The 12,918-nt window shown below is 73.0% G+C and carries 12 protein-coding genes; 9 read left to right on the top strand and 3 right to left on the bottom strand.

Annotated elements, in window-relative coordinates; all coding sequences use genetic code 11:
• Positions 1-78 precede the first annotated feature (78 nt).
• From alr to tsaD, 7 genes are all read left to right on the top strand, one after another.
• On the top strand, positions 79-1,224 hold the full coding sequence (alr, locus tag ACZ466_RS27430) for an alanine racemase (RefSeq protein ID WP_378284819.1): 1,146 nt from the start codon (positions 79-81) through the stop codon (positions 1,222-1,224).
• Positions 1,217-2,551 (top strand): alpha/beta hydrolase, encoded by a 1,335-nt coding sequence (locus ACZ466_RS27435; RefSeq protein ID WP_378284818.1) that lies wholly within the window; start codon positions 1,217-1,219, stop codon positions 2,549-2,551. The genes alr and ACZ466_RS27435 overlap by 8 nt, the downstream gene beginning before the upstream one ends.
• A 75-nt stretch (positions 2,552-2,626) precedes the next feature.
• Positions 2,627-3,124, top strand: a complete 498-nt coding sequence (gene tsaE, locus ACZ466_RS27440) for a tRNA (adenosine(37)-N6)-threonylcarbamoyltransferase complex ATPase subunit type 1 TsaE (protein ID WP_378284817.1) — start codon at positions 2,627-2,629, stop codon at positions 3,122-3,124.
• A 121-nt stretch (positions 3,125-3,245) separates the two neighbouring features.
• Positions 3,246-4,304: a hypothetical protein gene (locus ACZ466_RS27445; protein WP_378284816.1), complete on the top strand. Its 1,059-nt coding sequence runs from the start codon at positions 3,246-3,248 to the stop codon at positions 4,302-4,304.
• 54 nt (positions 4,305-4,358) lie between these two features.
• On the top strand, positions 4,359-5,030 hold the full coding sequence (gene tsaB, locus ACZ466_RS27450; RefSeq protein ID WP_378284815.1) for a tRNA (adenosine(37)-N6)-threonylcarbamoyltransferase complex dimerization subunit type 1 TsaB: 672 nt from the start codon (positions 4,359-4,361) through the stop codon (positions 5,028-5,030).
• Positions 5,027-5,512 (top strand): ribosomal protein S18-alanine N-acetyltransferase, encoded by a 486-nt coding sequence (gene rimI / locus ACZ466_RS27455; protein ID WP_378284814.1) that lies wholly within the window; start codon positions 5,027-5,029, stop codon positions 5,510-5,512. The genes tsaB and rimI overlap by 4 nt, the downstream gene beginning before the upstream one ends.
• Positions 5,509-6,534, top strand: coding sequence for a tRNA (adenosine(37)-N6)-threonylcarbamoyltransferase complex transferase subunit TsaD (gene tsaD, locus ACZ466_RS27460; protein ID WP_378284813.1), 1,026 nt, complete (start codon positions 5,509-5,511; stop codon positions 6,532-6,534). The genes rimI and tsaD overlap by 4 nt, the downstream gene beginning before the upstream one ends.
• A 16-nt stretch (positions 6,535-6,550) precedes the next feature.
• On the opposite strand, the gene ACZ466_RS27465 is transcribed toward tsaD, so the two are convergent.
• The 3 genes from ACZ466_RS27465 to ACZ466_RS27475 all read right to left on the bottom strand — a co-directional run bounded on the left by ACZ466_RS27465 (position 6,551) and on the right by ACZ466_RS27475 (position 10,369).
• Positions 6,551-7,450 (bottom strand): phosphotransferase family protein, encoded by a 900-nt coding sequence (locus ACZ466_RS27465; protein WP_378284812.1) that lies wholly within the window; start codon positions 7,448-7,450, stop codon positions 6,551-6,553.
• Between the two features lie 91 nt (positions 7,451-7,541).
• Complete coding sequence (locus tag ACZ466_RS27470; RefSeq protein ID WP_378284811.1) at positions 7,542-8,651, bottom strand: hypothetical protein; 1,110 nt, start codon at positions 8,649-8,651, stop codon at positions 7,542-7,544.
• Between the two features lie 443 nt (positions 8,652-9,094).
• Positions 9,095-10,369 carry a class I SAM-dependent methyltransferase gene (locus tag ACZ466_RS27475; protein WP_378284810.1) on the bottom strand — a complete coding sequence of 425 codons (1,275 nt, stop codon included), beginning with the start codon at positions 10,367-10,369 and terminating at the stop codon, positions 9,095-9,097.
• 225 nt (positions 10,370-10,594) lie between these two features.
• On the opposite strand from ACZ466_RS27475, the gene groES reads away from it, so the two are divergent.
• Positions 10,595-10,903 carry a co-chaperone GroES gene (gene groES, locus ACZ466_RS27480; protein WP_464043989.1) on the top strand — a complete coding sequence of 103 codons (309 nt, stop codon included), beginning with the start codon at positions 10,595-10,597 and terminating at the stop codon, positions 10,901-10,903.
• A 99-nt stretch (positions 10,904-11,002) separates the two neighbouring features.
• A complete protein-coding gene (groL, locus tag ACZ466_RS27485) occupies positions 11,003-12,628 on the top strand; it encodes a chaperonin GroEL (RefSeq protein ID WP_378284809.1) in 1,626 nt (541 codons plus the stop codon).
• The last annotated feature ends 290 nt before the right edge of the window (positions 12,629-12,918 follow it).

The raw sequence follows: 12,918 nt of genomic DNA on the forward strand, positions 1-12,918 counted from the left end.
AGGGGGGACGCGGCGGACCTGTGTGAGCAGGCACGTTCACGGTTCGTCCACGCCCAGGGGGCGGCACACTGGGTAACCATGAGGAGTCCAGCGGAGGCACGCGTCGATCTCGACGCCATCAGCGCCAACATCGCCCTGCTGCGCGAGCGCGCGGGCGGCGCCGAGGTCATGGCCATGGTCAAGGCCGAGGCCTACGGCCACGGGCTGGTGCCCGCGGCCCGGGCCGCGCTGGCCGGCGGTGCCACCTGGCTGGGCGTCGCCAAGGTGGCCGAGGCGCTGGCGCTGCGCGCGGCCGGGGTGACCGGCGTGCCGGTGCTGGCCTGCGTCGGCGTCCCGGGCGAGCCGTACGACCGGGCGATCGCGGAGGGCGTCGACCTGACCGCCGGCGCCCCCTGGCTGGTCGAGGAGATCGCCGCCGCCGCGGAACGGGCCGGGCGTCCCGCGCGGGTGCACCTCAAGGCCGACACGGGCATGTCCCGGGGCGGCGCGTGGGGCGCCGAGTGGCCTCCGCTGGTGGATGCGGCGCTGGCCGCCGAGGCCGCCGGCACGATGAGCGTGGTCGGCCTGATGTCGCACTTCGCCTGCGCCGACGAGCCCGGTCACCCGTCGGTCGCCCGCCAGCTCGCGGTGTTCAGGGAGATGGTGGAGCACGCCGAGAAGGCCGGGGTCAGGCCCGAGGTGCGGCACCTGTCCAACTCCGCCGCCGCGCTGACGCTGCCCGACGCCCGGTTCGACCTCGTCCGGCCCGGCATCGCCACCTACGGGCTGACGCCCGTGCCGCAGCGGGGGACGTTCGGGCTGCGCCCGGCGATGACCCTCGTTGCCGACACCGCGCTGGTCAAGCGGGTCCCGGGCGGCAGCGGCGTGTCGTACGGGCACACCTACATCACCGAGCGGGAGACCAACCTGGCCGTCGTGCCCGCCGGATACGGCGACGGCATCCCCCGGCACGGCTCCAGCCTGCTGGAGGTGCTGGCCGGCGGGCGGCGGCGCCGGATCGCCGGGCGGGTCTGCATGGACCAGTTCGTGATCGATCTCGGGGACGACGAGCTGGCCGCCGGGGACGAGATCGTCCTGTTCGGGCCGGGTGACCGCGGCGAGCCCACCGCCCAGGAGTGGGCGGACGCGCTGGGCACCATCTCGTATGAGATCGTCACCCGCATCGGGTCGAGGGTCCCCCGGGTCTACACGGGGCAGACCGCCGGAGGGAGCGTGCATGGGTAGCGGTCGCGGGCGCAGGATCGGGATCGCCGGAGCGGTCGCGGGCGTCGGCGCCGCCGGCGTCGGCGCCGCGGTGGGGCTGCGCCGGCTGGCGGTGGGACGGGTCCGGCTGCGGCCCGACCCCGACGCCGACGAGCCGTTCGGCGAGCTGCGCGGCCGGCGGCTGACCGTGCATGCCGACGACGGCGTGCCGCTGCACGTGGAGGTCGACGGCCCCGACGACGCGCCGCTGACCATCGTGTTCAGCCACGGCTACACGCTCAACCAGGACGCCTGGCACTTCCAGCGCCGTGACCTGCCCCGGCTGCGGCCCGGCGACGCGCGGCCGCGGCTGGTGTTCTGGGACCAGCGCAGCCACGGGCGGTCCGGGCGCGGCAAGCCGACGGACGCCACGATCGACCAGACCGGCCAGGACCTGTACGCGGTGCTGCAGGCCACCGTCCAGCCGGGCGCCCCGGTCGTCCTGGTCGGCCATTCGATGGGCGGCATGTCGGTCATGGCGCTGGCCGACCGGCATCCGGAGCTGTTCGACGGCGGCGCCGCCGGGGCCGCCGTGACGGAGAAGGTCGCCGAACGCACCACCGGCAAGGGCGTCGGCAAGGTCGGCGACGCGTCCGGGAAGGGCGCCAAGGTCAAGGCCGCCGGCAAGGCGGCGGGCAAGGCCGCCTCGAAGCGGGCCAAGTCCGCGGCGACCGGCGGGAAGGCCCGCGTCAGCGCCAAGACGGAGCCGGCCGGGAAGACGGCCCCGGCGCCCCGCGCGGCCGCCGGAGGCGGACCCCGCGTGGTCGCGGTCGCGCTGGTCAACACCTCCTGCGGCGACCTCGCCGAGATGACGCTGGGCCTGCCCATGGTCCTGGCCAAGGTGGTGCGGCCGCTGGCGCCCGGTACGCTGCGTGGTCTGGGCCGCCGGGCCGACCTGGTGGAGCGGGCCCGCGCCCTCGGCGCCGACCTGGCGTTCATCGTCACCCGGCACATGGCCTTCGCCGACCGGTACGTGAGCCCCACCGTGGTCGACTTCCTGGAGCAGATGATCAGGGCGACCCCGATCGACGTGATCGCCGAGTTCTACCCGGAGCTGATCGCGCACGACAAGGCGGCGGCCCTGGAGGTCATCGGGCGGGTGCCGGTGCTGGTGCTGTCCGGCGGCGAGGACCGGCTGACCCCGGCCGAGCACGGCCGCAGCATCGCCGACGCGCTGCCCGACGCCGAGTACGTCGAGGTGGGCGAGGCCGGGCACGTCCTGCCGCTGGAGTACCCGGGCGTGGTGACCGGCGGCGTGCGCCGGCTGATCGACCGGATCCGGCCCGAGCGCCTGGAGCGCACGGCCTGACCGGCGCGTCCGACGTGGCCTGAGAGAGCGTGCGAGAACGTTGTGACCGCTGTGACGGGAGGAAACGAACCGGAGATGGGCGTGGAGATGAACGAGGAGGCCGTCCTGGAGGTCGGCCTGGACGTCCCCACCGCGGCGGACATGCGGGCGCTGGGGCTGCGGCTGGGCGGGCTGCTGAGGGCCGGCGACCTGCTGGTCCTCACCGGCGACCTGGGCGCGGGCAAGACCACGCTGACGCAGGGGATCGGCGAGGGGCTGCGGGTGCGCGGGCCGATCACCTCGCCCACCTTCGTCATCGCCCGGGTGCACCCCGCGCTGGCCGGCGGGCCCGCGCTGGTGCACGTGGACGCCTACCGGCTGGGCGGTTTCGCGGAACTGGACGACCTCGATCTGGACGCCTCCGCGGAGGACTCCGTGACGATCGTGGAATGGGGCGAGGGCCTCGCCGAGGGCCTTGCCGACGCCCGGCTGGAAGTGATCATTTCCCGCTCCGAGGGCCCTTCGGAGGCCCGGACGGTAAAGATCATCGGGATCGGCGGGCGCTGGGCGGGGCTGGCCACCGCACTGAAGTGATAGAAGGACCCTCTCGTTTTTGGACCTTCAGGAAGAGACCACTTTACGTAGAGATGTCATACTCTTTGCCGGAAAGAACCTCACCTTCGCGACATATCAGCTTTCCCTCGGGAGGGTTCCGGTGAGCGGTGACCATCGCGGCGGAAGCCGGCGCGCCGACGGCCATGGCGGTACGGAGAGCAGCGGTTACCGTACGGAGGGCGGCGGTTACGGATACGGCCCCTCCGGCAGCGGAGAGTACGACCCGCGCAGCGGCGAATACCGCACCGTCAGCGGCGGCTACACCATCCCCGGCAGCGAGTACGGCGTCCCCGCGACCGACCGGGACAGCGGCGCGTACGGAACGGGCGGCCACGGCACGGCGGGCAGCGGCCCCTACGGCACCCGCAGCGGCGAATACGGCACCCGCAGCGGCGAGTACCGGCGCGGCGGGCAGCACGCGCCGGGCCGCCGATCGTCCGGCACCGGCAGCCACCGCATCGTCCGCGAGCGCAAGACCGGGCGCCGCCGCCTCGGGATGATCCTCGTCGGCATGGTCGCCGGCGTCGGCGCCTGCGTGCTGGCCGCGTTCGCCATCCTCAGCGGGGTCGGCGCCGGCGAGGAACGGGACGCCGGCCAGGTCGTCGGCAGCGGCGCCGCCGAGAGCTCCGCGCCGTCCAAGGGCGAGCGGTCCCTCGTCCCCGACGCCTGCGAACTGCTCACCAAGGACGTCGCCGACAGGCTCGCCCCCAACGCCGACCGCACCCAGGCCGACAGCTACCAGAGCAGCGACCGGCAGAACCAGTGCGTCTGGGGCGCCTACACCGGCGACCGCAAGCGGCAGCTGACCGTCGAGCTCCGCGCCCTCGAAGGCGCCCAGGGCAAGACCCCCACCGACACCGCCGCCGGCACCTTCCAGACCGAGCGCAAGGCCGACGAATCCGGCAAGGCCCTGCTGGCCGGGCAGGAACTGACCGACAAGGCCCCGCTCGAAGGCGTCGGCAACGAGGGCTACGTCGTCTACAGCGTCGACGAGGGCCAGGGCTCCGGCGAGGCCATCGCCAACGCCCGCGTGGCGAACGTCCTGGTGACGATTCACTACTCCGGCGGCAACGACGGCAAGCCCCTCGGCTCCTCCGACGCCATGAACGGCGCCACCGAAGCGGCCAAGAGCGTGGTCGAAGCCCTCAACGCGACCTGACGCGCCCCGCCCGGCGGGTGCTGTCCGGCCTCGCACGCAGTAACCTTTTCACCCGTGCTGGTCTTGGCTTTTGACACCGCGACGGCCGCGATCACCGTGGCGCTCTACGAGTGGTCCCCGGGCGAGGGCGTGCGCCGCCGCGGCTCGGCGGACAACGTCGACCGGCGCAGGCACACCGAGCTGCTCACCCCCTCCATCGCCGAGGTCATGGCCGAGGCGGGCGCCGCCCCCGCCGATCTCAGCGCCATCGCCGTGGGCGTCGGGCCCGGCCCCTACACCGGGCTGCGCGTCGGCCTCGTCACCGCCCGCGCCATGGGCGAATCCCTCCGCGTCCCCGTCCACGGCGTCTGCACCCTCGACATCATCGCCTGGGAGTCGGGACGCACCGCCCCGTTCGCCGTCGCCACCGACGCCCGCCGCAAAGAGGTCTACTGGGCCCGGTACGACTCCGCCCGCGCCCGCACCAACGGCCCCGCCGTCGGCCCGCCCGCCGACGTGCCCGCCGACATCCCCGTCCTCGGCGAGGGCGCCACGCTCTACCCCGACGCCCTGGCCCGCGGCCACGAACCCGAACCGCTCCTGCCCTCCGCCGGGGCCCTCGCCGAACTGGTCGTCTCCCGCCTCTCCGGCGCCGCCGGCCCCGAACTCCTGCCGCCCGAGCCCCTCTACCTGCGCCGTCCCGACGCCCGCGAACCCGGCCCGCGCAAGAAGGTGACGCCCCGATGAGCGCGCACCTCCGGCGGATGACCGAAGACGACCTGCCCGCCGTCGTCCTGCTGGAACGGGCCCTGTTCCCCGACGACGCCTGGACCGAGGAGATGCTCCGCGGCGAGCTCTCCGACCAGCCCCGCACCCGCCACTACGTGGTCGCCGAGGACCCCGGCGGCGCCCTCGTCGGCTACGCCGGCCTCGCCGCCGCCGGAGGGCAGGCCGACGTGCAGACCATCGGCGTCCTGCCCGGCCGGCGCGGCACCGGCCTCGGCGCCGCCCTCCTCACCGAGCTGCTCGACGAGGCCGGGCGGCGCGGCAGCGAGGAGGTCTTCCTCGAGGTCCGCGCCGACAACGACCCCGCCCGCCGCCTCTACGAACGCTTCGGCTTCGAACGCGTGGGCATCCGCAAGAGCTACTACCAGCCGTCCGGCGCCGACGCCATCGTCATGCGCCGCAGGCAGCGCCCGCCGGTCGGCTTCACGGGGGAGCAACGATGATCAGAGACTCCGAACCCCTGGTCCTGGGGATCGAGACCTCCTGCGACGAGACCGGCGTCGGCGTCGTCCGCGGCCACACCCTGCTCGCCGACGCCATCGCCTCCAGCGTCGAGGAGCACGCCCGGTTCGGCGGCGTCGTCCCCGAGGTGGCCTCCCGCGCCCACCTCGAGGCCATGACCCCCACCGTGGAACGCGCCCTCGCCGACGCGGGAGCCACCTTCCAGGACGTCGACGCCTTCGCCGTCACCGCAGGCCCCGGCCTCCCCGGCGCCCTCATGGTCGGCGTCGCCGCCGCCAAGGCCTACGCCCTCTCCCTGGGCAAACCCCTGTACGGCGTCAACCACCTCGCCGCCCACGTCGCCGTCGACCAGCTCGAACACGGCCCCCTGCCCAAGCCGTGCGTCGCCATGCTCGTCTCCGGCGGCCACTCCTCGCTCCTGCTCGTCCCCGACATCACCGGCGACGTCCGGTCCCTCGGCTCCACCGTCGACGACGCCGCGGGCGAGGCCTTCGACAAGGTCGCCCGCGTCCTCGACCTCGGCTTCCCCGGCGGCCCCGTCATCGACCGCAGGGCCCGCGAGGGCGACCCCGCCGCCATCCCCTTCCCCCGCGGCAAGTACGACGACGGCACCTACGACTTCTCCTTCTCCGGCCTCAAGACCGCCGTCGCACGCTGGGTCGAGGCCAAGGAACGCGCCGGGGAACCCGTCCCCGTCGCCGACGTCGCCGCCTCCTTCCAGGAGGCCGTGGTCGACGTCCTCACCCACAAGGCCATCAAGGTCTGCCACGAGAACGACGTCAAGGACCTGCTCATCGGCGGCGGCGTCGCCGCCAACTCCCGCCTCCGCGCCCTCGCCCAGGAACGCTGCGACGACGCCGGCATACGCCTCCGCGTCCCCCGCCCCAAACTCTGCACCGACAACGGCGCCATGGTCGCCGCCCTGGGCTCCGAACTCCTCGCCTCAGGCCGCCCACCCTCAGAACTCGACCTACCAGCCGACTCCTCGCTGCCCCTGGTCTGACCCCCCGCACGATGGATCAGACCAGGCTGGCGAGGTAGTCCTCCAGGAGGGGGACGGTGGGTTCGTCGATGGTGTGGTCGTCGGTTTCCGGGAGCAGGTCGAGGAGGCAGCGGATGTCCCAGTACGGGTCGTGCGGGTAGCCGCCGGAGACCTGGTCGAAGGCCGCGGTGAAGCGTTCCGCGGCCAGGGGGCCGTAGCGGAGGGCGAGGTTGAGGCGCATGTGGGCGATGTCTACGGCGGCGGGGCCGTAGGAGGCTTCGGACCAGTCGACCACCCCGGTCAGCTTGCCGTACGACCACAGGGTGTTGTCGGGGTGGTAGTCGCGGTGGATGAAGCGGGACGGGGTCTCGGGCGGTGGACCCGCGGCGATCTCGTGGGCGCGTTCCCAGAGGGCGGGGCGCAGGGCGTGGCGCGGGGCGGCGCGGTGATCGAGGCGGTTGTGCGGCACGTACGGCGGCATCGTGGACGCGCCGGCGAGGGCGTGCACGGTGAGCAGCGCGGCGGCCAGCTGGATGAGGTATTCGGGCAGGTCGTCGGGTGAGGGCCGGGGCGGGTGGCCGTCCAGGCGGGTGATCAGGAGCGCGGGGGCGTCGCAGTAGGCGCCGGCCGGGTCGGCGGCGACCAGGGACGGGGTCGGCAGCCGGCAGCCCGCCAGCAGGGCCAGGGCGGCGATCTCGCGTTCGGGTGACCGGTCGGCGGTGCCGGGGCCGTACGCCCAGCGGCGCAGGACGAGGCGGTGCGCGCGGCCCGAGCGGCTCTCCACGAGCAGGGCGTGGTTGGCGTGCGCGGAGCCGCCGGCGAGCGGACGCACCATGCGCACCACGGCGCCCTCGCCGAGACAGCCCTCCACCCAGCGCAGGGTCGCGCGGCTGGGCTGGGCGCCGGTCCGGAGGCAGGGTGCCGATGTGTACGTCACGCGTTCCATGAAAACGGATGGCGATCGGTATTGGGAGTGATTTTACGAAGACGGAACGTAACAAAGTGCACGTCACAATGTGCGTGGCGGGTCAGTCCTTGGGGTCGCGGCGGGGGCGGAGCAGGGCCTCGGCGAGGGCGAGCATCGTCTCCTCCAGGGTGGAGAGGCGTTTGAGGACGTCCTCGTGGACCGCTTCGACCTTCTCGCTGACGCCGTCGACCTTCCGGGAGAACTCGTCCTGGACGCCGCCGACCCGGCGGGAGACGAGGTCGGCCTGCGCGGTGACCTCCTCGCGGACGGTCTCGAACCGGCCGGCGACGTCGTCGTGGGCGGTCTTGGCGATCCGCGACAGGGCGGCCTCGACCTCGTGGCGGTCGGGGCGGGCCCGCAGCTCGTCCCTCAGCGGGTCGACGGCGTCGGCCAGGTGCTTCTCCAGCGCGTCGAACCGGTGGCCCTGGTCGAAGGCCGGGCGCCGGACGAGCTCGGTGACGCGGTCGTCGATGGCCTCCAGGCGGCCGTCCAGGCCGGTCAGCTTGCCGGAGAGGCCCTCCATCCGGCCGTCGAGGCCGTCGAGGCGGCCGCCGACGCCCTCGACGCGGCCGTTGACGGCCTCCAGGGCCTGCTCGACGCGTTCGGCCAGATCGCCCAGCGACCGGTCGACCCGGGTGCCGACGCCGCTGATCGAGTGCTCCAGCCGCTCGGCCCGGTGGCCCATCTCGGCGAGCGACTTGTCGAGGCGGTTGAAGCGGACCGAGGCCGCCTCCATGCTGCCCTGGAGGCGGTCCAGCCGCTTGGACATCTCCTCCATGCGCTGCGCGGCCCGCTGGGTGGCGTCGGTGACGTCCCGCGCCGTGTCGATGATGGCCTGGATGCGGGTGAGTCCCTCGTCGACGTTCTCCGAGACCATTCCGACGTCGGCCCACAGCGCGGGGAGCTCGGCGACGGGCTTGACGCGTTCGCCGACCGACTCGATGTGCTCGGCGAGGCCCTCGGCCCACTCGGGGGGCTTGCCGAACAGGTCCACCACCTGGCCGCGCACCCCTTCGAGCTGCCCGGTGATGCCGCCGAGCCCGCCCTCGCGCACCTCGCGGAGGAGCCACTCCATGCCCTCCAGGCGCCGGCGTATCTCGTCGAGGACCTGTCCTTGCGAGCGCTGCTCGTAGACGTGGTCCTGTGCCGCCCGGGCGAGCAATTCCCTCATCCGATCCGAAACCGGCTGACCCCCCGTCCGCAGGAAGTGGTGATTCGTTTCCACCCGATGCCCCTTCGTGTGCCGTGACGCGGTGCGCGGGAATGAATCGTGAAGCGCCAACTGTAGTGCGTTCGGAGGGTGCTCCTAGCGGGGGACGGGGAACATTGCGGGGTCTGTTTCGTGCACTTGTTATCCGGGTTCGGACCATTGTTTCCATCGCGACATCGCCCGGTTTTCCGGGAGAACCAGGAGAACCGGATGAACGAGGCGGTGATCGGCGCGTCCTCGGTGCTGCCAGGGATGGCGGCCCGCCAATTCGATCTCTCATTCGGCGCACGCGGTCCGACGGCGCAATACCCGGAAGTGCTGAGGATGTGCCCGATTGTGGCATCGGGCGCGGCCGGTCATGGCGTTCTTCCCCGGACGAAGATCTTCGGTGCGGAATGGCGCTTTCAGCGCGCCGGACTGGCCAGCAGCGCGACCGGATCGCGTCCCACCCGGGTCAGCAGCAGGACGAGTTCGCCGCCCGTCCGGCGCGCGCCGGAGCGGCCGCCGAAGCCCAGGTCGCGGCGGAGCCGGTCGATGTCGACGGCCGAGCCGCGCTTCTTGATCGTGAGCGTTCCGGGGGCGCGCCGCCGCAGCTCGGCGCGCAGCCGCTTCACCGAGAACGGCAGCACGTCCTCGATCTCGTACGCGGCGGCCAGCGGGGTGGGCGCCAGGGTGTCGGAGGTGACGTAGGCGATCCGGGGGTCGGCCAGCCAGCCGCCGACCCGCGCGGCGGCCTCGGCGACCAGGTGGGCGCGGATGACGGCGCCGTCCGGCTCGTACAGGAACCGGCCCCAGGGGCGGACCTCCGGCTCGCCCAGCCCGGGCTCGGGCGTGAGCGTGACGGCCGGGGCGCCGGGGGTGAGCAGGGTGGCGCGGCGGCGGACGTCCCCGGCCAGGCCGCCCAGCCACAGCGCGGCCTCCTTGACCTCGCCGCCCTCGGAGATCCATTCGGCCTCGACCGGCGCCCCGGTGAGGGGGGCGCCGTCGCCGCCGTCCCACAGGGCCTCGTAGGGGATGCCCGGCGCGACCTTGACGCAGGCGGCCGGGGCCCGGGACGCCAGGGCGAGGACGTCGTCCAGGGGCGGCTCGTAGGAGCGGGGGTCGAAGACGCGGCCCCGGGCGGTGCGGCGGCCCGGGTCGGCGAAGACGGCCGCGCGGCCGGCGGGGTCGGCGTCGAGGGCGTCGCCCAGCCGGACGGAGGCCAGGTCGTCCAGTTCGAGGGCGGCCAGGTTGGCACGGGCGACCTCGGCGGTGAGCGGGTCCCGTTCGACGCCTTCGCCCGTGCAGCCGGCGCGGGCCCGGGCGATCAGGTCGGCGCCGATGCCGCAGCCCAGGTCGAGGACTCCGGCGGAGGCCGGCGGGTGAACATCCGGAGAATCTTCGTGCAGGTACGCGGCGAAGCGGCGGGCGCGGTGGGCGGCGACGCCCGCCCGGGTGGACTGCTCCAGCCCCGCCTGCGTGAAGTACATGGCGTCGGCGTCCGCGCCGAACTTGGCGCGGGCGCGGACCCGCAGCCGCGCCTGGGTCAGCGCCGCGGCCACCGGGCCGCCGGGATGCTCCTCGCGCAGCCGGGTGGCGGTGGTCAGCAGGCCGCTCTCGGACAGGTCCGACCCGGCCGCCGCCGCGAGCACGGCCTGGCCCGCCGGGGTGAGCAGGTCGCGGAACGCCTGGAGGTCCATAGGCTGGACGTTAGCGGCGGGCCGCGCGGCCGTGTCCGTGTTGACGGGCCACCGGCCACGGAATAGTCTCCATGACTGGCACTCTCAGTGCGAGAGTGCCAACCACAGCGACAAGGTCGGTCTGGCACCCGCGACGACAGGCCGGTCCAGGGTCGCCTCTTCTGTCACATGTGCCGGTCGGCCCGCCATGGCCGGCCGAGGACCAATCGAAGGGGAGGTCAGATCGTGACGACCGCCACCAAGGTTGTTCTCAAGCCGCTCGAGGACCGTATCGTCGTCCAGCCGCTTGAGGCCGAGACCACCACCGCGTCGGGCCTGGTCATTCCCGACACGGCCAAGGAGAAGCCCCAGGAGGGCACCGTCCTGGCCGTGGGCCCGGGTCGTATCGACGACAAGGGCGACCGCGTGCCGCTCGACGTGAAGGTCGGCGACGTTGTGCTCTACAGCAAGTACGGCGGCACCGAGGTCAAGTACAACAACGAGGAGTACCTCGTGCTCTCGGCCCGCGACGTCCTCGCGGTCATCGAGAAGTAACCACCGCTGATGTGACGCTCCGCCCCGGACCGGCCCGCTTGCAGGGGCGGCCGGGGCGGACGCGTCCGGTGCCGAGTACAGGAACTGGAGTTTCCCGCAATGGCGAAGATCCTTGAGTTCGATGAGGGCGCTCGCCGGGCTCTTGAGCGCGGCGTCAACGCTCTCGCGGACGCCGTCAAGGTGACGATCGGCCCGCGCGGCCGCAACGTCGTCATCGACAAGAAGTTCGGCGCGCCGACCATCACCAACGACGGCGTGACCATCGCCCGCGAGGTGGAGCTGGAGGACCCCTACGAGAACCTGGGGGCCCAGCTCGCCAAGGAAGTGGCGACCAAGACCAACGACATCGCCGGTGACGGCACCACCACCGCCACCGTGCTGGCCCAGGCGCTGGTCCGCGAGGGCCTGCGCAACGTGGCCGCCGGCGCCTCGCCGCTGGCCCTCAAGCGGGGCATCGACGCGGCCGCGCAGTACGTGTCCGACCAGCTCCTCAAGACGGCCCGCGAGGTCGGCGAGAAGGGTGAGATCGCGCACGTCGCCACCATCTCCGCGCAGGACGCGCAGATCGGCGACCTGATCGCGGAGGCGTTCGACAAGGTCGGCAAGGACGGTGTGATCACCGTCGAGGAGGCCCACACCTTCGGCCTGGAGCTGGAGTTCACCGAGGGCCTGCAGTTCGACAAGGGCTACCTGTCGCCGCACATGGTCACCGACCCCGAGCGCATGGAGGCCGTCCTGGAGGACGCCTACGTGCTGGTCGTGGACGGCAAGATCTCCAACGTGCAGGAGTTCCTGCCGCTGGCGGAGAAGGTCGCCCAGACCAAGAAGCCGCTGCTGGTGATCGCCGAGGACGTCGAGGGCGAGGCGCTGGCGCTGCTGGTGGCCAACAAGATCCGCGGCACCTTCACCTCGGTCGCGGTCAAGGCCCCCGGCTTCGGCGACCGCCGCAAGGCGATGCTGGGCGACATCGCGACCCTGACCGGCGGCCAGGTGGTCAGCGAGGCCATCGGGCTCAAGCTCGACGGCATCGGCCTGGAGGACCTGGGCCGGGCCCGCCGGATCACGGTCACCAAGGACGCCACCACCGTCGTGGACGGCGCGGGCGACCAGGGCGAGATCGAGGGCCGGGTCAACCAGATCAAGGTCGAGATCGAGAACAGCGACTCCGACTGGGACCGCGAGAAGCTGCAGGAGCGGCTGGCCAAGCTGGCCGGCGGGGTCTGCGTGCTGCGGGTCGGCGCGGCCACCGAGGTCGAGCTGAAGGAGAAGAAGCACCGCCTGGAGGACGCCATCTCGGCGACCCGCGCGGCGATCGAGGAGGGCATCGTCTCCGGCGGCGGCAGCGCGCTGGTGCACGTGGGCAAGGAGGGCTTCGACGCCCTCGGCCTGTCCGGCGACGAGGCCACCGGCGCGGAGGCGGTCCGCCGCGCGCTGGTCGAGCCGCTGCGCTGGATCTCCGAGAACGCCGGCCAGGAGGGCTACGTCGTCGTCTCCAAGGTCCAGGAGCTCAAGCCGGGCCACGGCTACAACGCCGCCACCGGCGAGTACGCCGACCTCATCGCGCAGGGCGTCATCGACCCGGTGAAGGTGACCCGCAGCGCGGTCACCAACGCCGCCTCGATCGCGGGCATGCTGCTGTCCACCGAGGCCCTGGTCGTGGAGAAGCCGGAGGAGGCCGACGAGGCCGCCGGCGGCGGCGGTCACGGCCACGGTCACGGCCACTGATCAGCCGCGAAGGGGAGGTTCCCCGCCGTTGTGTCAGAGAACGGTGGGGAACCTCCCTTTTGTGCTGTCTGACCGAATAGCCGGAGTTTGGTGGCGTTTGGTGGGGAATGTCGTTGCGTGCGCGGTGAGGCCGGACAAAACTCCCACCGTTCGGAGTCGGCCGACCGCGATGCGTAGTATCGGGGCCTCTGTCCCCACACTGTGACCATTCCGTTGTCTTCGACAGTGGAGACACGCCCGAGTGCGCTGGGCATCATGCTCAACGTGACCGAGGGAGCTTTCGCCGGGAG

This window comes from Actinomadura rugatobispora (genome assembly GCF_055379765.1).

Bases quoted from the DNA above. Each gene is read 5' to 3' on its own strand.
- ACZ466_RS27435 (WP_378284818.1), top strand. From the start codon at position 1,217: ATGGGTAGCGGTCGCGGGCGCAGGATCGGGATCGCCGGAGCGGTCGCG.
- alr (WP_378284819.1), top strand. From the start codon at position 79: ATGAGGAGTCCAGCGGAGGCACGCGTCGATCTCGACGCCATCAGCGCC.
- tsaE (WP_378284817.1), top strand. From the start codon at position 2,627: ATGGGCGTGGAGATGAACGAGGAGGCCGTCCTGGAGGTCGGCCTGGAC.
- groL (WP_378284809.1), top strand. From the start codon at position 11,003: ATGGCGAAGATCCTTGAGTTCGATGAGGGCGCTCGCCGGGCTCTTGAG.
- ACZ466_RS27475 (WP_378284810.1), bottom strand. From the start codon at position 10,369: ATGGACCTCCAGGCGTTCCGCGACCTGCTCACCCCGGCGGGCCAGGCC.
- tsaD (WP_378284813.1), top strand. From the start codon at position 5,509: ATGATCAGAGACTCCGAACCCCTGGTCCTGGGGATCGAGACCTCCTGC.
- ACZ466_RS27470 (WP_378284811.1), bottom strand. From the start codon at position 8,651: ATGAGGGAATTGCTCGCCCGGGCGGCACAGGACCACGTCTACGAGCAG.
- rimI (WP_378284814.1), top strand. From the start codon at position 5,027: ATGAGCGCGCACCTCCGGCGGATGACCGAAGACGACCTGCCCGCCGTC.